At 45.9% G+C, this 23,606-nt stretch carries 27 protein-coding genes; all 27 read left to right on the plus strand.

Annotated features, from left to right (window positions below):
- Window positions 1–97: 97 nt before the first annotated feature.
- The 27 genes from ypeB to ndk all read left to right on the plus strand — a co-directional run bounded on the left by ypeB (window position 98) and on the right by ndk (window position 23,606).
- Window positions 98–1,444, plus strand: a complete 1,347-nt coding sequence (gene ypeB, locus MKY28_RS07010) for a germination protein YpeB (RefSeq protein WP_036607717.1) — start codon at window positions 98–100, stop codon at window positions 1,442–1,444.
- 148 nt (window positions 1,445–1,592) lie between these two features.
- Window positions 1,593–2,246, plus strand: a complete 654-nt coding sequence (locus MKY28_RS07015) for a flagellar brake protein (RefSeq protein ID WP_340935415.1) — start codon at window positions 1,593–1,595, stop codon at window positions 2,244–2,246.
- Between the two features lie 63 nt (window positions 2,247–2,309).
- Window positions 2,310–2,534 (plus strand): hypothetical protein, encoded by a 225-nt coding sequence (locus MKY28_RS07020; RefSeq protein WP_036607715.1) that lies wholly within the window; start codon window positions 2,310–2,312, stop codon window positions 2,532–2,534.
- 103 nt (window positions 2,535–2,637) lie between these two features.
- Window positions 2,638–3,342 carry a (d)CMP kinase gene (gene cmk, locus MKY28_RS07025; RefSeq protein WP_340935417.1) on the plus strand — a complete coding sequence of 235 codons (705 nt, stop codon included), beginning with the start codon at window positions 2,638–2,640 and terminating at the stop codon, window positions 3,340–3,342.
- Entirely contained in the window at window positions 3,339–3,926 is a 588-nt protein-coding gene (locus MKY28_RS07030; RefSeq protein WP_036607713.1) for a lysophospholipid acyltransferase family protein, read from the plus strand. The genes cmk and MKY28_RS07030 overlap by 4 nt, the downstream gene beginning before the upstream one ends.
- A gap of 142 nt (window positions 3,927–4,068) precedes the next feature.
- Window positions 4,069–5,283: a 30S ribosomal protein S1 gene (gene rpsA / locus MKY28_RS07035; protein WP_036607712.1), complete on the plus strand. Its 1,215-nt coding sequence runs from the start codon at window positions 4,069–4,071 to the stop codon at window positions 5,281–5,283.
- A gap of 185 nt (window positions 5,284–5,468) precedes the next feature.
- Entirely contained in the window at window positions 5,469–6,791 is a 1,323-nt protein-coding gene (gene der / locus MKY28_RS07040) for a ribosome biogenesis GTPase Der (protein WP_017687684.1), read from the plus strand.
- 11 nt (window positions 6,792–6,802) lie between these two features.
- Window positions 6,803–7,426 (plus strand): glycerol-3-phosphate 1-O-acyltransferase PlsY, encoded by a 624-nt coding sequence (plsY, locus tag MKY28_RS07045; RefSeq protein ID WP_074095653.1) that lies wholly within the window; start codon window positions 6,803–6,805, stop codon window positions 7,424–7,426.
- Window positions 7,419–8,459, plus strand: a complete 1,041-nt coding sequence (locus MKY28_RS07050) for an NAD(P)H-dependent glycerol-3-phosphate dehydrogenase (RefSeq protein ID WP_036607707.1) — start codon at window positions 7,419–7,421, stop codon at window positions 8,457–8,459. The genes plsY and MKY28_RS07050 overlap by 8 nt, the downstream gene beginning before the upstream one ends.
- A 103-nt stretch (window positions 8,460–8,562) precedes the next feature.
- Window positions 8,563–8,838, plus strand: coding sequence for a stage VI sporulation protein F (locus MKY28_RS07055; protein WP_076317428.1), 276 nt, complete (start codon window positions 8,563–8,565; stop codon window positions 8,836–8,838).
- 173 nt (window positions 8,839–9,011) lie between these two features.
- On the plus strand, window positions 9,012–9,191 hold the full coding sequence (locus MKY28_RS07060; protein ID WP_017687688.1) for a DUF2768 family protein: 180 nt from the start codon (window positions 9,012–9,014) through the stop codon (window positions 9,189–9,191).
- 83 nt (window positions 9,192–9,274) lie between these two features.
- Window positions 9,275–9,892 carry a hypothetical protein gene (locus MKY28_RS07065; protein WP_076317429.1) on the plus strand — a complete coding sequence of 206 codons (618 nt, stop codon included), beginning with the start codon at window positions 9,275–9,277 and terminating at the stop codon, window positions 9,890–9,892.
- Window positions 9,893–9,909: 17 nt separating this feature from the next.
- A complete protein-coding gene (locus tag MKY28_RS07070; protein ID WP_036607701.1) occupies window positions 9,910–10,260 on the plus strand; it encodes a 2Fe-2S iron-sulfur cluster-binding protein in 351 nt (116 codons plus the stop codon).
- Window positions 10,261–10,306: 46 nt separating this feature from the next.
- Window positions 10,307–11,086 (plus strand): hypothetical protein, encoded by a 780-nt coding sequence (locus MKY28_RS07075; RefSeq protein WP_076317430.1) that lies wholly within the window; start codon window positions 10,307–10,309, stop codon window positions 11,084–11,086.
- 454 nt (window positions 11,087–11,540) lie between these two features.
- Window positions 11,541–13,019: a stage IV sporulation protein A gene (gene spoIVA / locus MKY28_RS07080; RefSeq protein ID WP_036607700.1), complete on the plus strand. Its 1,479-nt coding sequence runs from the start codon at window positions 11,541–11,543 to the stop codon at window positions 13,017–13,019.
- 217 nt (window positions 13,020–13,236) lie between these two features.
- Entirely contained in the window at window positions 13,237–14,334 is a 1,098-nt protein-coding gene (locus MKY28_RS07085; RefSeq protein WP_076317431.1) for a sugar ABC transporter substrate-binding protein, read from the plus strand.
- Between the two features lie 112 nt (window positions 14,335–14,446).
- Window positions 14,447–15,964 carry a sugar ABC transporter ATP-binding protein gene (locus MKY28_RS07090; RefSeq protein WP_076317432.1) on the plus strand — a complete coding sequence of 506 codons (1,518 nt, stop codon included), beginning with the start codon at window positions 14,447–14,449 and terminating at the stop codon, window positions 15,962–15,964.
- The gene (locus MKY28_RS07095) at window positions 15,961–16,947 is read left to right on the plus strand and encodes an ABC transporter permease (RefSeq protein ID WP_017687695.1); all 987 of its coding nucleotides are present in this window, start codon (window positions 15,961–15,963) and stop codon (window positions 16,945–16,947) included. Before MKY28_RS07090 ends, MKY28_RS07095 begins: the two co-directional genes overlap by 4 nt.
- A gap of 217 nt (window positions 16,948–17,164) precedes the next feature.
- Window positions 17,165–17,437, plus strand: a complete 273-nt coding sequence (locus tag MKY28_RS07100) for an HU family DNA-binding protein (protein WP_024630670.1) — start codon at window positions 17,165–17,167, stop codon at window positions 17,435–17,437.
- A gap of 169 nt (window positions 17,438–17,606) precedes the next feature.
- On the plus strand, window positions 17,607–17,828 hold the full coding sequence (mtrB, locus tag MKY28_RS07105) for a trp RNA-binding attenuation protein MtrB (protein ID WP_017687697.1): 222 nt from the start codon (window positions 17,607–17,609) through the stop codon (window positions 17,826–17,828).
- A 121-nt stretch (window positions 17,829–17,949) separates the two neighbouring features.
- Window positions 17,950–18,501, plus strand: a complete 552-nt coding sequence (locus tag MKY28_RS07110; protein ID WP_076317433.1) for a hypothetical protein — start codon at window positions 17,950–17,952, stop codon at window positions 18,499–18,501.
- Between the two features lie 101 nt (window positions 18,502–18,602).
- Window positions 18,603–19,466, plus strand: coding sequence for a heptaprenyl diphosphate synthase component 1 (locus tag MKY28_RS07115; RefSeq protein ID WP_076317434.1), 864 nt, complete (start codon window positions 18,603–18,605; stop codon window positions 19,464–19,466).
- Window positions 19,467–19,481: 15 nt separating this feature from the next.
- A complete protein-coding gene (locus MKY28_RS07120; protein WP_036607690.1) occupies window positions 19,482–20,210 on the plus strand; it encodes a demethylmenaquinone methyltransferase in 729 nt (242 codons plus the stop codon).
- Complete coding sequence (locus MKY28_RS07125) at window positions 20,203–21,069, plus strand: UbiA-like polyprenyltransferase (protein WP_036607688.1); 867 nt, start codon at window positions 20,203–20,205, stop codon at window positions 21,067–21,069. The genes MKY28_RS07120 and MKY28_RS07125 overlap by 8 nt, the downstream gene beginning before the upstream one ends.
- The gene (locus MKY28_RS07130; RefSeq protein WP_017687702.1) at window positions 21,070–21,690 is read left to right on the plus strand and encodes a UbiX family flavin prenyltransferase; all 621 of its coding nucleotides are present in this window, start codon (window positions 21,070–21,072) and stop codon (window positions 21,688–21,690) included.
- Window positions 21,691–22,033: 343 nt separating this feature from the next.
- Window positions 22,034–23,008, plus strand: coding sequence for a polyprenyl synthetase family protein (locus tag MKY28_RS07135; protein WP_017687703.1), 975 nt, complete (start codon window positions 22,034–22,036; stop codon window positions 23,006–23,008).
- Window positions 23,009–23,162: 154 nt separating this feature from the next.
- Window positions 23,163–23,606 (plus strand): nucleoside-diphosphate kinase, encoded by a 444-nt coding sequence (ndk, locus tag MKY28_RS07140; RefSeq protein ID WP_017687704.1) that lies wholly within the window; start codon window positions 23,163–23,165, stop codon window positions 23,604–23,606.

Genomic DNA, 23,606 nt, shown 5'->3' on the forward strand with positions numbered 1-23,606 from the left:
GCAGCCTGCTTGTGTAAGGACTGGAAATCGCATGCATAAGAGATCTTTCTTCGATCCACAATAGAGGTAGTGGTTTAGAAGAAAGGAGACTCTACCGATGTATAAACGATTAAGTTCAGTTATGTTTCCGATATTTGCGGTTCTGCTGGTCGGTGCGCTCGTGTGGGGCTATCAGGAGAATCAGGAGAAGAATGCAATTCTGATCAAGGCAGAGAATCAATATCAGCGTGCATTTCACGATTTATCTTTTCATATGGACAAATTGCATTCGGAGATTGGCAACACCTTGGCGGTTCACTCTACATCACAGGGGATGCATCGCAAAGGTCTGATGAATGTATGGCGACTCACCAGTGAAGCGCAGAATGAGATCAACCAACTGCCACTCACCATGCTACCATTTAACGAGACAGAGGAGTTTCTCTCGCGTATTTCCAACTTTGCCTATCGGGCGTCGATGCGTGACTTGACGAACGAACCGCTAAGTGAGAAGGAAATGGGCAACCTGAAAAAGCTGTATCAGAATTCATCCGAGATTACCAAGAATCTGCAGGATGTGCAGCAGAAAGTCCTGACGGACCGATTGCGCTGGATGGATGCAGAGACTGCCATGGCAACACAAGAGCAAACCATGGACAACACGATCGTTGATGGTTTTCGTACTGTAAACAAAAAGGTACAGGAATACCCGGAGCTTGATTGGGGTCCTTCCGTATCCAACATCTATGCAAAACGATCAGTCAAGAAACTGGACGGCTTGCCGGTGACCAAAGAACAGATTCAGAGCAAGGCTGCAAAATTCTCTGATGCGGATCGTAGCAAAATCCAAGTGCAGGAGAACGGCAAAGGAACAGACTGGGAGTCCTACACTGCCACGATTGATCATGCCAACAATGGCAAACTGATGATGGATTTCACCCGTAATGGCGGAATGCTGATCTCTTACAGTGATACGCGTCCAATCGGAACCAAAAAAGTGTCTCGTCAGAATGCCATGGCTAAAGCAGATCAATTTCTAATGAACAAAGGCTATAAGGATATGAAGGCTGTAAACTACGATGAATATGGTAATCTGGGTAACCTTACTTATGTGCGTAAGCAAGGGGACACCTTGATTTATCCCGAGAAAATGTCAGTTCGTGTAGGTTTGGATACAGGCGAAGTAACCGGCTTCCAGGCGAGTGACTTTGTTTACGAACATAATGACATGCGCAAAATTCCGAAAGCAACTCTTACGGAGCAACAGGCGCGGAAAAAGCTTAATTCGGAGTTCGAAGAAAATTATGTTCGCAAATCCCTGATTGAGAATGATTACAGCAAAGAAGTATTGTGTTATGAATTCGGAGGGAAAATTAACGGTTCTCGTTACCGGATATACATTAATGCGAATACAGGAATAGAAGAAGCGGTTGAAGAGATCAAACCGGTCAATGCAACCTCATAAAAAGATGGATAATTTGAATTTGAAGTTGAGCGAATAACTGCGGCAGACCACGATGTGGTCTGTTTTTTTCTTGTTCAATGTGAGAAAGGTCATGGTATAATAGTCCTTGTACATACGAAGATAAATACATAAAGTGGCGGTGAACAGCTTGGTTCCGAAAATAAATGAAATTTTATACATCCACATTGCTTCTGCAGATGAAAAAGAGGAACACAAAGAGTACAAATCACGCATTGCAGATATGGATGACAGCAGTTTTCTGATTGAGGTCCCGATGCAACAAGGAAGCAGCCGTCTGAAAAGGCTCTTTTTCGGAGATGAATTGTCCATTTCATATATTACGGAGGATGGGGTCCGGCATTATTTTAATACCTATGTCACGGGATTTGAGGAAGATGTGGTCCGTCTTGTCCGTATCCGCAAACCGCTTCCGAGCGATATATCCAAAATACAACGGCGCAGCTTTCTTCGTGTTCATGCAAACCTCGAATTGGCCATCCAGAGTGAAGACCTGACCCGTGCCGTCGGATTGACTGAAGATATTGGTGGCGGTGGATTGTCCATCTACAGCGAAACAGGTTTTTCAATAGCTGAAGGTCAAAAATTGAAATGCTGGTTGCTGGTTCCCTACCGGAATTCAACCATTGAACATGTGAATTTTGAAGCTGAAGTTGTGCGGACCAAAACCATGGAAACCGGCAGACAGCTATGCATGTTGAAATTTGTGCAGATTTCAGATTCGGAGCGCCAGAAAATTATCAAGTTTTGTTTTGAGCGGCAACTTGACTATCGCACGAAATAGGAATGTTGTGGCATAAAGAGAGGGAACTGCGGGTACCGTAATGAAAAAAACGGAGGTATTGCCTTGAATCGTCGTCATGCAACCCGCAGATATGAACGACTTTATTATGTTTTCTCCAGGCGAATGGAACGAAAGGTTACGATTCTGATTGCAGCCCTTCTAATCCTGCTTGTGGTATATCAATTGCTGCTGTTGGTACCAGGCTTCAAAAAGAATTTGACCACCATTGACCGCCTGGAAGGAACGCCAATTGAAGTGCAAACGATGAATGATTACAACCGTCGTTGATTTGTCTGTTTTTGCATCCATGTGTAGAGTGTGGTATAATTTTCACGATGCAGGCAATGCCTGTTTTTTTATTGAGGTTTATCGTTTGAGGAGGAATGCCCCGTTGGCAAGCCAGAACACATCAGAGAACGGGAAAATGAACGTTGCAATTGACGGACCTGCCGGTGCCGGGAAAAGCACGGTGGCCCGATTGGTTGCAGAGGCGCTCGTGTATGTATACGTCGACACAGGCGCAATGTACCGTGCGGTAACCTTGCATATGCTTCGGAAAGGTATTACACCGGAAGATGTGACACAGGTGCTTCAGGAAGCCCAAAAGCTGGTCATTGATTTACAACCGGATCCCGACGGACAGAAAGTGTTCTGTAATGGGGAAGAAGTAACCTCGGAAATCCGCTCCCGTGAAGTGACGGGAATCGTGTCCCGATATGCGCAAATCGAGGGGCTGCGTACGCAATTAGTGGATACTCAGCGGCAAATGGCTTTGCGCAAGGGCGTCGTCATGGATGGACGCGATATCGGAACGACAGTATTGCCCGATGCGGAAGTGAAAATCTTCATGACTGCCAGTGTGGAAGAGCGTGCGCTTCGCCGCTTCAAAGAACTGGACCCCTCTGAAGGACTGACGTTGCAACAGCTGGAGCGAGACATTGCCACCCGTGACAGATTGGATGAGAATCGGGAAATTTCCCCATTGCGTTGTGCTGAGGATGCTGTTGTCCTTGATACAACGGAGATGAACATTCATGAAGTGGTTGACAAAATCGTATCTTATTGCACAATGGTCAGAGGAGAGATCGGTCTATGATTTACACATTTTGCAGCACATTACTGCGGATCATTTATACCATTCTTTTCCGCTTGGAGGCCGTTGGACGGGAGAATATTCCGAAAGAAGGCGGCGTACTTTTATGTTCCAATCATATTAGTAACTTCGATCCTCCAACCGTTGGTATCAAACTTCGCCGTCAGGTACGTTTCATGGCCAAAAGCGAATTGTTTGAAATTCCGGTACTCGGCCGAATTATTAAAGCCGTGGGCGCTTTCCCCGTTAAACGTGGAGGTGTCAGCAAGGAATCCATCAAAACCTCACTCAATATTTTGCGTGATGGTCAAGTGCTTGGAATCTTCCCCTCGGGAAGCCGTCACAATGATGGAGGTATCGGCAAAAAAGGGGCAGCGAGTTTTGCTCTCCGCAGTGGCGCTACAGTTATTCCTACTGCTATTATCGGTAACTACAAAGTTTTTCGTAAGATGAAAGTTGTATATGGAGCACCAGTAAGTTTGGACGAGTTCAAGGAAGACCCATCTGGAGAAGCTCTGGAGAAGGCGACTGAAAAGATTATGTCCAAGATTAACGAGATGGTGCAAACGGGCGTGCCAAGCAAGTAATGGCTTCGTCGGTAGCTGAGTGCATGTTTCCATATTTTTGAGGGAGACTAAAGTTTGAGCACTCAGTGATGAAAGTGTTTTGAACTCTGCTACAGGCAGGTTTGAATATAATGGGGTTTTTGAATTGAGGAGGGTATTTGACATGTCGGAAGAAATGAAAAATCAAGAAGCAACCCAAGATGAGTTGGATCAATTCGTTTCCTTGAAAAAAGGAGATACCGTAAAAGGAACCATCGTCAAATTGGAAGATAACCAAGCCTATGTGAGCATTGGATATAAATATGACGGTGTCATTCCAATTCGTGAACTGTCTTCATTACATGTTGACAGCGCGTCTGACGCAGTAGAAGTTGGACAAGAAGTTGAAGCTAAAGTTCTTAGCATCGACGACGAGAAAGAAAAACTCGTTCTGTCCAAACGTGCAATCGACAGCGAAAACGCATGGGATCAATTGCAAAAGCATTTTGAAGACCAAGACGTATTCGAAGTTGTTGTAGGTGATGTTGTTAAAGGCGGTCTGGTAGCAGATGTGGGCGTACGTGGATTTATCCCGGCTTCCATGGTTGAACGCCATTTCGTTGAAGACTTCAGCGACTACAAAGGACGCACACTGCGTGTTAAAGTGAAAGAGATCGACCGTGAGAACAACAAAGTGATCCTTTCCCAAAAAGACGTACTGGAGCAAGAATTCGAAGCAAACAAAGCTACAGTAATGGCTGGTTTGCAAGAAGGTCAAGTGATCGAAGGTACAGTACAACGTTTGACTCAATTCGGTGCATTTGTTGATGTGGGCGGAGTTGACGGTTTGGTTCACGTATCCGAGCTGGCTTGGACACACGTTGAAAAACCATCCGACGTACTGTCTGAAGGTGATAAAGTTAGTGTGAAAGTGCTGAAAGTTGACCCTGAAAAAGGAAAAATCAGCCTGAGCATGAAAGCTGTTCAACCAGGTCCTTGGGAAACAGCAAGCGAAAAATTCAATTCCAGCGATATCGTAACAGGTGTTGTAAAACGTCTGGTAGACTTCGGTGCATTTGTTGAAATCGCTCCTGGTGTTGAGGGACTTGTGCATATCTCGCAAATCTCCCACAAACACATCGGCACTCCTCATGAAGTGCTGAAAGAAGGACAAGAAGTTCAAGTTAAAATCTTGGACATGAACCCTTCTGAGCAACGTGTAAGCTTGAGCATCAAAGAAACAGAAGAAGCTCCAGCTCAACCACAAAAATCAGAAAGACCTTCAAGAAACAACGCTCCGCGTGAAGAAATCAACAATCCAAACGTTTCCTTGAACAATCAAGGTATGAGCACTACGCTTGGCGAACTGTTTGGAGACAAACTCAGCAAATTCAAATAAGTTAACAATGCATGGTTCTAAGTTATATACTGCATATTTTGCTGAATAACAAAAGCAAGATCGGCGAGCCCAAGGCGGGTTCGCCGATTGTTTTTATTGCGAGTAATTTGGCATGAAACGTTAGCCAAGATATATCTTTTTTGCTATGATGAGTATCGTAAGTATGGACAGGAGGAGTGGAATGTATGGCAAGACCCGTTGTGGCAATTGTCGGACGACCGAACGTGGGTAAATCCACCATTTTCAATCGGATCATCGGCGACAGACTGGCCATTGTGGAAGACAAGCCGGGCATTACCCGTGACCGTATATATGGAATCGGTGAATGGAACGGTAAACCATTTAGTATCATTGATACAGGTGGTATCGAAATTGATGGTGAAGATGTAATCTTAAAATCGATTCGGATGCAAGCAGAGCTCGCTATTGAAGAAGCGGATGTTATTGTATTCATGTGTGATGCAAAAGCAGGTATTACGCAATCAGATGAAGAGGTAGCAGAGATGCTCTACCGCTCAGGCAAGCCTATTGTTGTAGCCGTTAACAAAGTGGATAATATCGGACGAAGTGAGCTCATTTATGAGTTTTATGGATTTGGTTTCGGTGATCCTATTGGCGTATCCGGAAGTCACGGTACAGGTGTAGGTGATTTGCTTGATGCAATAGTGGAGAAGTTGCCAGAACTTGAGGAAGAGACTTACGATGAAGATGTCATTCGTGTAGCTCTGATCGGACGTCCTAATGTGGGTAAATCTTCACTGGTGAACGCTATTCTGGGTGAAGAGCGTGTCATTGTAAGTGACGTGGCTGGAACGACCCGGGATGCGATTGATACACCTTTTGAAAAAGACGGCCAACGTTACGTGCTGATTGATACAGCAGGTATGCGTAAGCGTGGTAAAGTATATGAAACAACTGAGAAATACAGTGTAATGCGTGCGATGCGTGCGATTGAGCGTGCAGATGTTGTTCTGATTGTCATTAATGGTGAAGAAGGCATTATTGAACAGGACAAGCATATTGCAGGATATGCATTCGAAGCTGGTAAAGCGTCATTGTTTGTTGTGAACAAATGGGACGTGGTAGAGAAGCATGACAAAACGATGAAAGAGTTTGAGAGAAAAATTCGGGATCACTTCCTGTTTATGACTTATGCTCCAGTCGTATTCTTGTCAGCCCTCACAAAACAACGCTTACAAAAATTGTTACCGGTTGTGAAAAGGGTAGCAGATCAACACTCGTTACGTGTACAAACACATCTACTTAACGATGTGGTGTCTGATGCAGTAGCTATTAACCCTCCGCCAACAGATAAAGGACGGAGAATGAGAATTAACTATGTGACTCAGGTTGCCGTTAAGCCACCGACCATGGTTGTTTTTGTGAACGATCCGGAATTGATGCACTTCTCATATGAGCGCTACCTGGAGAATAAAATCCGTGCAGCGTTTGACTTCGAAGGAACACCAATTCGCATATTTACTCGGAAGAAGTCCGACGAAAGTTAGGGGAGAAGTGTGTGATTTTACAAATCGCAGCGATTGTACTGAGTTATCTGCTCGGTTCGATCAGCTTTAGTGTCCTCCTTGCCAAAGCGATACGGGGGATCGATATTCGTCAGCACGGAAGTGGAAACGCGGGAGCTACCAATACATTGCGTATTTTGGGTAAAGGACCGGCAATTGCTGTTCTGTTGCTTGATGTACTTAAGGGTGTTGCAGCTGTATGGATTGGAATCTGGCTGAGCGACGGTTCTGCCTGGATTCCTGCACTCAGTGGTATAGCAGCCATTGCAGGACATAACTGGCCGCTTTACTTCCATTTTCGTGGAGGAAAAGGCGTTGCCACAGCCATTGGTGTTCTGGTGAGTCTTGCTTTCCTGCCTGCGTTATGTGCTGGGGTGATCGCCATTCTGTCTATTGTATTGACACGCTATGTTTCATTGGGGTCTCTGATTTTTGTAGCATTTACACCCATCTTTATCATGGTATTACCCGGATATTCAATGAATATCTTCTGGGGGAGTCTGATTATTTGTCTGTTTGCGTTCTGGAGACATCGTACCAATATTGCGAAGCTCGCCAAAGGACAGGAAAATAAATTGGGATCGAAAAACCCTGGAGGGGGTAAACGAGTTGTCTAAAAAAGTTGCTGTTCTAGTCGCTGGGAGCTGGGGAACAGCTCTGGCCAGTGTACTCGCCGCCAATCAGTTGGATGTGATGATGTGGACACGTGGTGAAGACCAGGCTAACGAAATCAATAACAAGCACACTAATACTCGATATCTTCCGGATGCGGAGCTTTCACCACGGATTCAAGCAACAACTGATATGGAAGCTGCGGTGGAAGGTGCTATAGCTGTGTTAATTGTTGCGCCTTCATCAGCCATGCGTGCAGTTACGAATCAGCTTAAGGCTTATTACAAGCCTGAGATGTTAGTCATTCATGCAACCAAAGGTTTTGAGACAGAAAGCCTCAAACGGATGTCCACAGTCATTTCAGAAGAGCTTGAATGTGAAGAAGGACGTGTGGTTGTTCTTTCTGGCCCAAGCCATGCGGAAGAAGTGGTGAAGCGTTGTCCAACGACAGTGGTTGTAGCTTCACTGGATAAGGCATCTGCCGAGTCTGCCCAAGCTTTGTTTATGAATGCTTATTTCCGGGTTTACACGAATCGGGATATGATCGGTGTTGAGTTGGCGGGTGCATTCAAAAATATCATTGCTCTTGGTGCAGGTATGTCGGATGGTCTTCAATTTGGTGATAATGCCAAAGCCGCTTTGCTAACACGTGGTCTGGCAGAGATCACACGTATTGGTGTTGAGATGGGAGCAAATCCGCTAACGTTTTCGGGACTTGCCGGAATCGGGGATCTGGTTGTAACGGCTACAAGTCAGCACAGTCGGAACTGGAGAGCAGGTTCCATGTTGGGCCAGGGACAGAAGCTGGATGATGTTCTGAAGTCCATGGGCATGGTGGTAGAAGGCATTCGAACTACGCAAGCTGCCTATTTCATCTCACAAAAATACGGAGTGCAAATGCCAATTGCGGATCAGTTATATCACGTTTTATTCCAGGAGAGACAGCCGCGTGATGCGGTTGAAGCCTTGATGGGACGTGACCCGAAGACTGAAATGGAAGTCATGAAACTTGAAACCTGGGAGCAATGGCATTCCTGATTGTAATCAGCCTAAACGTACCTTGTGAAATAAGAAGCTTATTCACCTTTTCTGTAGCAGACTCATACTATACACATGAGTATTGCCGGAGGAGGGGAGACGAATGGGTAACAACATTTCCAAAGATGCACTGAATGCAATCAACAAGAAAACGGGTAAAACGATAACGGAAGGTGCCGTTAAGAAATTGGCAAGCACGGTGAAACCAACGACGATTCAGAATGAAGTTCAGTTGCGCCAATTGATCAAACAAGTATCCGCCATGGCGAAAGTTCCGGTATCTGAGGATACGGTTAAGGATATTGTGAGTGCGGTCAAGAAAAGCGGATTGAATCCGAGCAGTATGGAATCGTTAATGAAAATGATGATGAAAAAATAATAGATCACACCTGCATGTGCAGGTGATCCAGTAAGACAAAAAGACGAGTCGGCTTCTGCCGGCTTGCTTTTTTGTCTTTTTTTTGGAAAGTTGAGCTGAATTTCGTGTTATAATGGTTGCAATTGTCACAGTGTCAGTGATGAATATCGGACTGAAGGGGAGACTGCTGGATTATGAGTGCAATGGACAAGATGTGGCTGTCATTGGTGGCCATCCTCATTATGGGACTATCTGTATTCCTGATTACGTTTGCTCGTGCCAAAACAAAAGGTATTGTACGGGGGATTCTTTCTCTGATTGCATTTTTGATTATGCTGATTGGCTTTTTCGGTGGAATCGCTTCTCTGACCTGATTTCCCATGCCTGAAAGATAACATCCGCATAAGCACATCATAAGAACTGACACAATGAACACGGATGAGGGGAGTGTGAGCCTATGAGGCCGCATGATACGGAGGGGCGGACTGAGCGTTATCCGGAATTACACGCGGCTTTGCTGGAAACGGCCAAAGCCTGGAACACACAGTCACAGACATGGTTACTTGGAGGAAGTTGTGGGTTGCTGCTTCAAGGGGTGGAGTTGCAACAGGCTCCGAGAGATATTGATATCTATGCGGATGTTGCTGCTGCTAAGGAACTTCACCGTAGCGCTCCGGGGGAAATGCTTGACGAGCCTACAGTGGACAAGACAGGACCGTATGCTTCTCTGCTGAGCCACTATCAGGTGGGTGAATGTGCGCTGGAACTGGTTGGTGGTTTCGAAATATGGGCTCGCAAAAGTTGGTACCGTATTGAGATTGAACATGTACTTGCTCCGCATGCACCAGTAGCACAAGTGGGTTCATATAGCCTGCGACTGATGCCGCTTGCGCATGAGCTGTTGTTTAATCTGCTGCGAGGTCGTGAAGATCGTTATGTCCCCATTGCGACACAGATGCGCGAGCAGCCAGATGCACATCAACCTATAATGATGCTTTTAAGTCAACAGAATGTATGGACAAGCCGCTTCAGAGCCGAAGTGGAAGAGCTTGTTGGCTTTACATGGCCCCAGTAGGTTGAGGGAGGAAAATGATGGACTATAAAGTTACTTTTTTACCTATGAACAAATCGATAGCGCTCAAACCAGGGGCAACACTTCTGCATGCAGCACGACGTGCTGGAGTCAAGATTACGACCCGATGTGATGGCAAAGCGGCTTGCCTGATGTGCAAAGTGAACGTGGATGAAGAACATCGGACGGAACTGTATCCACCAACAGATGCAGAAAAGCGCAAGCTGGGTTCACTGTTGGAAGCAGGTACACGACTGTCCTGTCAGGCCAAGGTGTGTGGATCTCTATCGGTTCATGTTCCAGAGGACCCGCTGAAGGCAGCCATTCGGAAACAACTGGAACGTCAACAACAGGAAGACGACTGGTTCTGAGTGTTATAACATTGATTCTCTAATGAGTTATTCAAGGAGGACACGAATGATTAGGAACAAGCCAAAATGTGTGGAAGGAAGCGGATGGCAGCGTCTGAAACATCAGACGGGCGGTCTGCTGTTATTCCTGTTGTTTGCTTTTACAGCAAGTGGTTGTATGTATCCATCCCAGAGCAATTCAGACCCTAAGATAGCCTATCGGGAAAGCGTGAGCCGCATCCAGAGTGCGGTCGAGGCATTTCAGCAAGATGAGGGGATTTTGCCAATCATTAATGCAGATATGGAAACGCCAAAATATGAAAAGTTCAGAGTGGATCTGCCCAAGTTGAAACAACTGGGGTATCTGGATGAAATACCGGGGACTGCTTTTGAAAGTGGTGGGAGCGCTTACTTCCTTATTCAGGACGAAGAAGTGAATCCGACCATTAAAGTGATGGATCTTCTGACCGTACAGAAAGTAAACGATGTGCAACGAATGGTTAATCAATATAAGTCCGTACATAACAATAAGCTGCCAAGCGGGGAAGAACTGTATCCGGGGTTATATGTTGTGAATATGGAGCAGGCTGCTCAGGCAGGTACTCCTTCCATTACGCTGAATAGTGTATATTCAGGTCAGGCGTTACCGTTTATGATGGATGACGAAGGCAAGGTCTATGTAGATTATGCTTTTGATATTATGCAGGCAGTGGAAAAGTCTGACGTGTCTCCAGCAGAGACTGAAGATGTTCGGGATTTGCTGGTGGAACACTCCTACTTCGTACCTGTAAAATCGGTTTTCTACGCTTGGAAAAATAATGCGCCGGTTGCCCAGCCCATAAAATAAGCATGGTTGCAATTCAAATGATTTAGCTGTATGACCACCATGGCTCTAATGGTTCAAAAAGAGATATTCCAAATAAGGGATATCTCTTTTTTCTTTTGTCAGTATGAGCAATAACCGTCATAAAAGCTTCGCGGATCACATAAAGTAGATTGAAATAAAGACGCGCAGTCCGAGATCGGGGGATTCTCCTAATGTCATCACCTTAAGATAAAAAAACAAAAATACGCGTCATATTGCCGCATACGGATACATAAGATGATACTAGTCCAATTGCATGTACGAGTTAACGCCGCTCTCGCCGGTTTCATCAGAATGCAACGTTCGGCGGCGGACGACTTCCGGGCACTCACAAAGGCGGCTCTACCGTTGCAGGGATTTCAGTCTTCTGATTGAAAAAACGAAGCGGATGCTCTTTAGCATTTTTCCTTCGGAGTAATTTAGGGAGGGGATTTCATTGGAGAAAGTGGACATTTTTAAGGACATAGCTGAGCGGACCGGAGGGGATATTTATCTCGGGGTTGTCGGCGCAGTCCGGACGGGAAAATCAACATTTATTAAACGATTCATGGAAACCATTGTGTTGCCAAACATCACTAACGAGGCTGACCGTGGTCGAGCGGTGGATGAACTTCCACAGAGTGCAGCAGGTAAAACCATCATGACTACCGAACCAAAATTCGTACCAAATAACGCAGTCCAGATCAAGGTGGCAGAAGGACTTGATGTCAATGTGCGCCTTGTGGATTGTGTAGGTTACGCTGTGGAAGGAGCCAAGGGATACGAGGATGAGAATGGTCCACGCATGATCTCCACGCCTTGGTTCGAGGAACCAATTCCATTCCAGGAAGCCGCCGAGATTGGTACTCGCAAAGTCATTCAGGAGCATTCCACACTGGGTGTTGTGGTAACAACAGACGGCACAATCGCCGAAATTGCCCGCAGTTCCTATGTGGAATCCGAAGAACGGGTCATTGCGGAATTAAAAGAAGTGGGTAAACCGTTTGTCCTGGTCATCAACTCCACTCGTCCTCGCAGTGAAGAAGCCCTGCAATTGCGTAGTGAGCTTGCTGCCAAATACGACATTCCGGTGATGACACTCAGTGCAGCAACCATGACGGAAGATGATGTGACGGGTGTACTTCGTGAAGTGCTCTATGAGTTCCCAGTACATGAAGTGAATGTAAACTTGCCGAGTTGGGTTATGGTGCTCAATGAGACTCACTGGCTGCGTAGCAACTACGAAAATTCCGTACGGGATACCGTTAAGGATATTCGCAGACTTCGTGACGTGGATCGAGTTGTCGCTCAGTTCATGGAATATGAATTCATTGATCGCGCAGGCCTGAGTGGCATGAATATGGGGCAGGGTGTAGCCGAAATTGACCTGTACGCGCCGGATGAACTGTATGATCAGATTCTCGTGGAAGTGGTTGGCATCGAGATTCGCGGTAAGGATCATCTGCTGCAATTGATGCAGGAATTCTCGCATGCGAAGAGAGAATATGACCGCTTCGCAGAAGCGCTGGAGATGGTCAAAACGACCGGATACGGCATTGCTGCTCCATCTCTTGCCGAGATGGCTCTGGATGAACCGGAGCTCATTCGTCAGGGCACCAAATTTGGCGTACGTCTGAAAGCAACGGCACCGTCCATTCACATGATCCGGGTTGATGTGGAATCGGAGTTCGCTCCAATCATCGGTACGGAGAAACAAAGTGAGGAACTGGTGAGATACCTGATGCAGGACTTCGAGAACGACCCGATCAAGGTATGGGATTCAGACATGTTTGGTCGTTCGCTGCATTCCATCGTGCGAGAAGGGATCCAGGGCAAGATTGCCATGATGCCGGATAATGCAAGATACAAATTGCAAGAGACGCTGGGAAGAATCATTAACGAAGGTTCGGGCGGCTTGATCGCTATCATTCTGTAAGACATCAAAAGACCGTAAGGGGGCATCCCCTCGCGGTCTTTTTTACGTGATTTCTTTATTTTGGATGAAATGGATAGGAAGAATAGTACTTTCGAAAAAACTTAGCGAGTTTTAGCTTTAAATTGCTAAAACCCATTTACATACTAGGGATTAGCCGTTATATTAATATTCAACTATTGTGATCGAGATCACAGAGATTGGACAGGGGGATACAGAGATGAAAAGAAGAGAGACAAAATGGCTATGGTTGAGTGTGTTATTAGTATTTACATTGGCGCTGTCCGCTTGCGGAATCAAAAAAGAACCGGCAGCCACTTCGGCTTCGGGTGCATCAGATGATACACCAAAAACGGAAGCGGTCACAGGCCCACTTAGCGGCAAGCGGATTGCACTTATTATGGAATTCAATACAGGTACTTTCTCACAGCAATATGTACAGGGTGTAAAAGAAGAAATCGAAAAATTCGGTGGAGAACTGACAACGTTTGTTGCCGATAATGACAAAGCAAAGATGGTATCCTTGCTTGATAGCGCTATTAACCAGAAATTTGATGCTATTCTCACGGATCATGGGGATTCCCTATTAGAGCCAGGCGTGAAGAAGGCAGTAGAACAGAATATTCCAGTGGTTGTGTTTGACGCAGCTATCAGTGTTCCAGGAGCTACAGTCCTGTCGCAGGATGACCAGAAGATGGCTGAGCTGACGCTGGAGCAAATGAAAAAAGATATCAATGGACAAGGCAATATTGTCAAAGTATGGGTAGCTGGTTTTGCACCGATGGAACGCCGTCAGATTGCATACGGTGAATTCATGAAAGAAAATCCGGACATCAAGGAAATAGCTACATTTGGTTCTGCACAGAACCCTGCGCTGGATACTCAAGCCAAAATGGAAGCTATTCTCAAGCAGTATCCAAAAGGTGAGATTACAGCTGTATGGACTGCATGGGACGAGTTCGCCAAAGGTGCAGCGCGTGCGATTCAACAAGCTGGACGTGATGAGATCAAAGTGTATGGTATTGATATGAGTGATGAGGACCTGCAAATGATTCAGGACCCGAAAAATCCTTGGGTTGCTTCTGCGGCTGTGGACCCAACGGATATTGGTCGCGTCCAAGTACGTTATGCTTATCAGAAACTGAACGGGGACGAGACGGAAGATGCAGTTGTCCTTAACCCGGTCTATGTTCAACGTGAAGCTCTGCCAGATAAACAAATCTCCACTTCGGAGCTGTCAGAGTTCGTTGAAGGTTGGGGTGGTAGCACACAAGGAATCAAGGACTGGATGAGTGAATACGGAATTACTGCTAAATAAGCAGCGTATGGGAAGCGCGCCGCAAGGCGCGCTTTTTCTACCATAATGAAGATTAGCGAGTCTGGATGAGAAATGGGATACTCCCGTATGGGAACGATTGGAGGTTAACATCATGAGCACTGCACCGATACTGCTTCAAATGGAACATATCCACAAGCAGTTTTCAGGTATTCCTGCACTGAAGGATGTGGATTTCTCTGTAAAAGGTGGGGAGATTCATGCGCTGCTGGGTGCCAATGGTGCCGGTAAAAGCACGTTAATGAAAATTTTGTCTGGTGCCTATCCATTGGATCAGGGGACGATTCAATTGAGTGGACAAGCGCTTCATTTAAGTTCTCCGGGAGACGCAAAGGCAAGTGGGATTCACTGTGTCTATCAGGAAGTGGATGCGGCACTGGTGCCACAGCTGACGGCTGCGGAGAACATTATGTTGGATCAGTTGGCTTCATCTGCTGGAGGTTGGTGGAAAAGTCCACGGAAGCTGCAACAGCGTGCGGTTGAGGCATTGAAGCAATTAGGGGCGGACATATCTGTTCACCAAAAAGTGGCCGATCTGACACTTGCAGAAAAACAGATGATACTGCTGGCACGGATTTTGATCCAGGATGCCAAAGTCATCATTTTTGATGAACCGACTGCACCGCTGAGCCAGGAAGAAACGGATGCATTTTTCCGGATTGTTCATCTCCTGAAGGATCGGGGCGTTGCCTGTATTTTCATTACCCATCGTCTTGCTGAAGTGACGGATCACTGTGATCGCGTTACGGTCATGAGAGATGGACAACATGTATTTACCGGTGATGCAAAGGGACTGACGATCAATGATTTGGTTACACAGATGCTGGGCAAACCATTCGAAGAAGAGTTTCCGAAGACGGAAGCACCCGTGGGGGAGCTGTTATTGGAGGCACGTGGGCTTCGTCGTGGAGTGAAGGTAAAAGGTGTTAACCTCTCTGTACGACGAGGTGAAGTCCTCGCTGTGGTGGGTCTGGTAGGCGCGGGTAAAACGGAAAGCTCTCGTTTGCTGATTGGTGCAGATCGGCTGGAGGGAGGCGAGATCCGGCTTAACAACCGCAACCTCCGCCTGTCTCAGCCTGCGGATGCGGCGGCTCTGGGGATTGTTTCTGTACCGGAGGAGCGACGTAAACAAGGAATCCTGATTCAGGAGAACGTGGAACGGAATTTAAGTCTACCTTTGCTAAGCCGTCTTAGTACATTAGGTTTCGTAAGCCGCAAGCGGGAACGTCTGAACGCAGAGTCATTGGTGAAACAGCTTGGAATTAAAACATCGTCCGTGAAACAGGAAGTGAAATATCTAAGCGGTGGTAACCAGCAAAAGGTAGCCATTGGTAAATGGCTTAATGCGGATGCGGATGTATTTATATTTGATGAGCCAACCAAAGGCGTAGATATTGGGGCAAAAAGTGACATTTTCCGCATCATTAATGAACTGGCTTTGGCGGGCAAGGGTGTAATCTATTTCACCTGTGAACTGGATGAAGGCATGGGAATTGGTGACCGAATCGCTGTCATGTACGAAGGTGTTATCGTAAAAGAGTTCAAACGAGGCGAGACTAACCAAGAACAGCTGCTATACTATGCAAGCGGTGGACAAGAGGTGCTATCATGAAGGATAAATCATTGGATTTTGCGTTCCGTTACGGGGCGATTATAGTCATCATAGGTGTTATCGCATTTTTCGGCATTAAATTACCTTATTTCTTTACGTACAGTAACTTGACCGATATTTTGGGCTCGATCTCTATCGTTACTTTTGTAGCGATCGGTGTTACGTTATCTCTCATTGTTGATGGATTTGATCTCTCGGTTGGTGCGACTGTCTCATTAACTACCGTCGTTACTGCTTCGTTAATGATTTGGTATCAACAACCACTGGCGATCGTCATTATCGTGCCACTGATTATCGGCGCTGTTATTGGTTTACTGAACGCTTTGCTCATTGTAAAATTGCGTATTCCAGATTTGCTCGCAACCCTTGCCACGATGTACATTATCGGAGGTATTCACAAAACGTATGCACAGGGCTATACCATTTACAATCACATGCAGTTCCCTGATGGGAGCAAAGCTGCGGGAGAGATGGACCCGACATTCCTGCTAATAGGGCAGGGTAAATGGCTTGGTATGCCGATATCGGTTATCATGCTACTTATTGCGGTAATAGGTGTGCATATCTTTTTGACGTATACGAAATATGGGCGCCAGATGTACATTACAGGTGGTAATGAGGAAGCTGCACGGTTGTCTGGAATCAAGGTGAAAAAGGTGCGTACACTCGCCTATGTAGCCGCTGGAGTGTTTGCAGCAATCGGGGGTATCATCTATGCTTCCAAAGTAGGATCCGGGCAAATTGATGCGGGATCACCGTTGTTAATGGAATCCGTAGCTGCAGTATTTGTCGGTTTCTCTGTGTTTGGTGCAGGTAAACCAAATGTCATCGGAACCTTCATTGGTTCGGTTCTGATTGGTGTACTTGTGAACGGTTTAACAATGATGAACGTACAGTATTTCACACATGATATTGTAAAAGGTGGGGTTCTCGTGCTTGCCCTGGCGGTTACATTTTACGTCTTAAACCGCAACCGGACTTGAAATTGTGGGCTGTCTGTATTAGTATGAAATTTGTTCGGCGTCTGAAATGCCCGTGGTTTCAGACGACATTCTGCCGAAAATGACTGTTGACCGCAGGCGGAGATTTGTGTTCAGCGCTCAAGATGTACGTAGATTTTTTGCGTATGAACGTATATTTCGCTATAAAACGGAAACACAGTATAACATTCAGGACATTGATACAGGAGGTGAAAAACAAATGAACAAATCAGACTTGATTACACACGTATCTGAAGCGACTGAATTGTCCAAGAAAGATGTAACGAAAGCGGTTGATGCCGTATTCGAAGCAATCTCTGAGGCTCTTCAAAGCGGAGATAAAGTACAATTGGTTGGTTTTGGGAACTTCGAAGTTCGCGAGCGCTCTGCACGTAAAGGACGCAACCCGCAAACAGGTGAAGAAATCGAAATTCCTGCGAGCAAAATTCCTGCATTCAAACCAGGTAAAGCGCTCAAAGACGGAATTAAATAAGATTTCTACATATTCCATATGTCGACAAAAAGACCGTGACTTGTTCACGGCCTTTTCTTTTGCCCTTTAACGATGATTCTTGCGGTTCATTCGTATAAGGCGCAGGTTGACAAATGAAACAATCTTAATCATCATTAACGCTATCGAACTAAAGAAGGGGACATGCGTGATGGATCATCCAACCGGCAATGATTATATTGTAATTAAGGCAGAGGAAAATGGTGTCCAGGTGATCGGATTAACCCGAGGTCAGGATACACGTTTTCACCACACCGAGAAATTGGACAAAGGTGAAGTGATGTTTGCCCAATTTACCACCCATACTTCAGCTATTAAAATCCGGGGCAAAGCCACGCTGATTACCAAGCATGGACAGATTGAATCGGAGTAATGGACAGATTGAATACATTCAAATGAAGATTGCAGGCATAGCCTGCTTTTTTTCATTGTACAATGAGGTATGAGCCTTTACCGGACAGACTACACTAACAGGTAAAGGCAGGGAGGCGTATATGAAACCGCGGATGATTGTTACTGCTTCAATGCTGGCAACGGTTGCGGCGGTCTTTCTGCTTGTTGCGATACAAACCTTACATATGCGTACATGGGGCGGGGACAACGTACAGCCTGCCTCTGCATCACATCATCCAGTTCAGCTAACGAATGACAATCTGGTTGATGTGCTAAGCTCCATGCAACTATCAACTCCCATTGCAAGAGTGGAATGGAAGCAGTCCATTTTGAGACTGGACCTCAAAGTTAAAGGAACGGGTACAAGTTACACTGAAATCTATGAGAACATGGCAGCTGTGGCGGATCTTGGCTTTCGGAGTCTGGATAACGTGGATCAGGTGCTGCTGCGTGTGATGGCAGAAGATGAATGGATGCATAAACGACATCTGTTACTTGCTGCTGATATTCGGCGTGGAGAGTGGCCTATTTATGCGATTGAAACATTACGGAACTGGAAAAGTGCGGCCTTTTCAGATGAATTGAAGGACTGGTTTCATTTGATGGAGACCGAACTCTGGAAGAAGCAATTCGAAATGACAAGTCAGGGGTAATAGAATAGCAGGATTCAGTGCGTGCCCGTTCAACATATGCTATAATATATAAGATTGTAGTGCAGAAAAGGTTTAACAATGTTAAGGCTCGGAGGCTGAGAATGAATTCATATCGCGTACCCCAACTAGCAAAGAAATATACGGATTACGACATGATTCGACAACATACGGAAATCCCATCATTTCCGGATAGCCGGGCACGTCTGTTGCAGGTATTTGTGGGCCGCACAGACGAAAAGGTGCATCAAGAGTTATATGCTCTTGCAACTTCGCTCGTTCAGTTGGCCATGGATACGCATGATCGAATCGATACCATTTCCGGTGAGCGGAAAGAGCAGGAGATGCGTTCACGTCAATTGAATGTACTCGCCGGGGATTATTTAAGTAGCCGTTTTTATCAATTGCTTGCCCAAGCGGGCAGAATTGAAATGATTGGCAAACTCAGTGGTGCTGTATCCGGAGTGAACGCACGCAAGATGACGCTGTATGAACGGATGAAGAAGCTTCTCGTTTCGGCTGACGAATACTTGCGTGAAACGGTACAGCTGAGGATGCAGCTGTTTCTTTCATTTACAGGCATGATTCAACATAAGGAAGAGTCATTATGGAACAGCCTGTTGACCGAATTCAGCTCCTGCGAAACGATCGTGGAAGAACTGAAGCGGATGAATGACGCAAAACAATATCTTCACAGCTATGCATACTGGCACATATACGAGCATGGTAATGACGATGAGCGCAATGTGTTGCGTCAGTCTGAACCGGATGCACGTGCATGGAACACTATGGTGCTGAAGCATAGGGTTGGCGAGGTTTTGCTGGACAAGCTTCGCGAGTGTACACACCGCATTCAACTGTTGTTGCAAGACGAGGAAGGGCGGATGGGTTTGCAGGAGATACATGCAATTTTAGAGCCTTACTTGGCATATTTGCAGCCTTCACATGCGGCAGTAAGGGAAGATTGAGGGGGAGACAGACGAATGGGGAGCGGAGAGACCAAACCGAAAGAAGAATATGTCCATTCGGTTTTTCAGAGTATAGCCGGAAAATATGATGTCATGAATGATATTCTAAGTTTCCGCAGGCATAAGGCTTGGCGTAAATTCACCATGAAAAAGATGAATATGTCCAAAGGCGATACCGGTCTTGATTTGTGTTGCGGCACATGTGACTGGACGCTTGCTATGGCAGAGGCAAGTGAAACGGGGCACATGCACGGACTTGATTTCAGTAGCAACATGCTGGAGGTTGGCCAGACAAAGATCAATGCGGTGCAACGTCAAAAACAGATCACCCTGACACAGGGAAATGCCATGTCACTTCCTTTTGAAGACAATTCGTTTGATTATGTGACGATCGGGTTTGGGTTGCGTAATGTACCTGATCTCAGACAAGTGTTGTCTGAAATGAAACGTGTGGTCAAACCGGGTGGTATGGTTGTGTGCCTGGAATTGTCCAAGCCAACATGGCAGCCGTTCAAAGGCATTTATTATTTTTATTTTGAGAAGGTTTTACCGAATCTTGCCAAAGTGTTTGCTAAAAGTTTTGAGCAGTACAAATGGCTGCCGGACTCACTGGCCATTTTCCCGGGAAGGCAGGAACTGGCAGACATTTTTGCAGAAACTGGATTACAACAAGTGCAGGCCTACCCTCTGACCGGAGGTATCGCGGCACTGCATATTGGAACCAAGGAGAATCAGCATGTTTAGGAAAATTCGCATCTTTTTAGAAATGATCAAGATTGAACACACGCTTTTTGCTTTACCTTTTGCATTTATGGGGGCGATCCTCGGCTCCATGGTAGTGAATGATACCTTCCCAAGCTGGATGCAGATCATGTGGGTATTGCTTGCGATGATCGGTGCACGTAGTGCGGCTTTTGGTTTGAACCGAATTATCGACCAAGCGATTGATAGCAAAAACCCGCGTACCGCGATGAGAGCCATCCCGGCAGGACTGTTGAAAAATGGGGAAGTTGTTATATTTGTCATTATCTCATTTATATTGTTATTCTGGGCCTCATCCAATCTTAATGTATTATCGATGCAGCTGTTACCTATTGCTGTGTTTATGTTGGTACTGTATTCGTACACCAAACGATTCACATGGTTATGCCACATTGTTCTCGGAATGACGATTGGTTTGGCACCACTTGGTGGCTGGGTAGCTGTAACAGGAACGATGGATTGGACAGCGATTGTGCTGTACGTTACGATTGTGTTCTGGACAGCGGGCTTTGATATTATCTATGCATGTCAGGATCTGGAATTTGATCAGGGAGAGGGTCTTCACTCCATACCTTCCCGTTTTGGCCTGGTTAAATCCTTGCAGATCGCTAAGTTCTTCCATGTGATTACTGCAATTGGTTTTCTTGCGTTATTGTTGATGACAGATCTGAGTTGGTGGTATGGCGCAGGCATGTTGGTGACGTATGGAATTCTGTTCTATCAACACTATATTGTATCGCCTAATGATATGAGCCGTGTTCAAACGGCGTTTTTTACCATGAACAGTTTGCTTAGTTTAATTGTATTTACGTTCACTCTGATTGATCTGGCGGTGAAATAAATGGTGCAGCAGCCGGACAATAAACGACTGGTTGTCGGAATTACCGGAGCGAGTGGCAGCATATATGGCATTCGATTAATTGAAACGCTGCTTGATTTGGAATATAACGTTCATCTGGTCATATCCAATGCAGGGTGGCGTGTACTGAAAGAAGAATTGGACTGGGATGTGACGAATCGGGACGCGGTGCTGGAAGAAAAATTCGGCAACCGTGCCGGTTCTCTGATCTATCATCCTGTGAGTGATATAGGGGCCTCCATTGCAAGTGGTTCTTATCTGGCCGACGGCATGATTATCATGCCATGTTCGATGGGAACTCTTTCGTCCATCGCGCAGGGATCGTCGGATAATCTGATGTCTCGCGCAGCGGATGTTATGATGAAAGAGGGAAGAACATTGATTCTCGTACCACGTGAGACGCCTCTTCATGCAATCCATCTGGAGAACATGCTGAAGCTTTCTCGTCTTGGTGTACGAATGATACCGGCTATGCCTGCTTTTTATTACAAACCTCAGACTATGGATGAGTTGATTCTGTTTTTAGTGGGTAAAGTGCTGGATAGCTTGCGCATCCCACATCAACTGTTTACAAGATGGGGAGAACCGGATGAACGGGGATAACGACTGAGTTCGATACAAGGCTGTTTTTTGCCAAAGTGTTGCTCGGTTTATTTGTCCCCCGAATCCCGGGGTATTGGTGAGCACTGATGGTGAGTCTTCATGAACCACAGTCTTGACCCATGCTCCGGCAACTTCTGTATTTTGTTTCAGAACAAGTCGCAGAGTTTAATTTTCGGGTGTTGGCTATGACATTCGGAGAAGAAAAACACGTTAGATTACCTTATAGAACAACACAAGCAAGAACGGTAAGCCGGGTTTCTCGTAATGCCTGCAGGCCCGACTTGCTGGAGGGGAAGGTAAGCATGAATTTATGGACTGACAATACGCTGATACGGGTGAACGAATGAAACTATTGGATATTTTCGGGTTGTTAAAAAAGGACATGGATTACATTGAGAAAGAGTTGTATCGCAGTGTTCGAGGAGAACAGAAGCTGCTGAGTGAAACGTCACTTCATTTGCTCAAAGCAGGAGGAAAACGGTTGCGGCCCGTTTTTGTGTTACTTGGTGGGAAATTTGGTACATACGACATTGAACGTCTGAAGCTGGTTGCGGTTCCGCTGGAACTCATCCATTCGGCATCCCTCGTTCATGATGATGTCATTGATAATGCGGAGACACGCCGAGGCAAACCCACGGTGAAGTCAAAATGGGATAACCGGATTGCCATGTACACTGGAGACTATATCTACGGTAAGGCACTTGAAATGACTGCCGGATTATCCGATCCAGCGATTCATCGTATTCTTGCCAAAGCTATGGTACAAATGTCCATTGGTGAGATGGAGCAAATTCGCGACTTTTTCAATACGGGACAAAGTGTTCGTAACTATCTGCTGCGGATTCGCCGCAAAACAGCACTTCTGATTGCAGTTAGCTGTCAGTTAGGGGCATTGGCTACACGTGCGCCTGAGCATGTATCTTCCCTGCTGTATACGTACGGATACAATGTGGGGATGGCCTTCCAGATTCAAGATGATGTACTTGATCTGGTAGGTACCGAGAAACAACTTGGGAAGCCACCTGGCAGTGACATGAAGCAAGGAAATATTACTCTTCCTGTACTTTATGCCCTGGAAGAATCCGATCTGCGGGAACCTTTGCTTAAGGAGATTTCCCGTGTCCAGCATGAAGAAGGACGGGCAAGTGCATCGGATGCAATTGGAATGATTCGACAAAGTCAAGGAATTGCTAAAGCAGAAGCCCTTGCTGACCGATATATGAAGAAAGCGCTCGATGCTCTCGATCAGCTACCTAACATCAAGACGACCAAAAACCTGCGTGATATCGCTCATTTTGTGGTTAAACGTACGCATTAAACAATGTATGACCTTCGACTCTCAGATTACTCATACCCAAAGATGAACAGAACTGTGAGATTCCTCATTGGGAGGATTTGGACATGTATGTTACAATCAGAGGGATTGCGTTTACATAGTGATTAACTTTGAACCGTGAGTGAGGAGTGAGCTGATGGATCGTACATTTTTGATGGTGAAGCCGGATGGTGTGCAGCGTGGATTGATCGGTCGAATTATTAGCCGTCTGGAAGACAAAGGATTTAAGTTGGTGGCAGGCAAATTGGTGCAGATGTCTGAGGATCAGGCAAAACGCCATTATGCTGAACATGAGGGTAAACCATTTTTCGATGATCTGGTTCGTTTTATCACATCGGGGCCTGTATTTGCCATGGTGTGGGAAGGCGACGATATTGTGGCGCTTGCGCGCATCGTCATCGGAAAAACCAATGTGAAGGAAGCAGCTCCGGGTACCATTCGCGGAGACTTCGCCAGCCACACACCACATAATCTGATTCATGGGGCAGATTCACCGGAAAGTGCTTCCCGTGAAGCAGCAAATTTCTTTGCTTCAGATGAACTGGTGGTATACGACAAGAGCATCGCAGCCTGGTTGTAA

This window comes from Paenibacillus sp. FSL R5-0473 (assembly GCF_038004565.1).
GTDB lineage: Bacteria > Bacillota > Bacilli > Paenibacillales > Paenibacillaceae > Paenibacillus > Paenibacillus amylolyticus.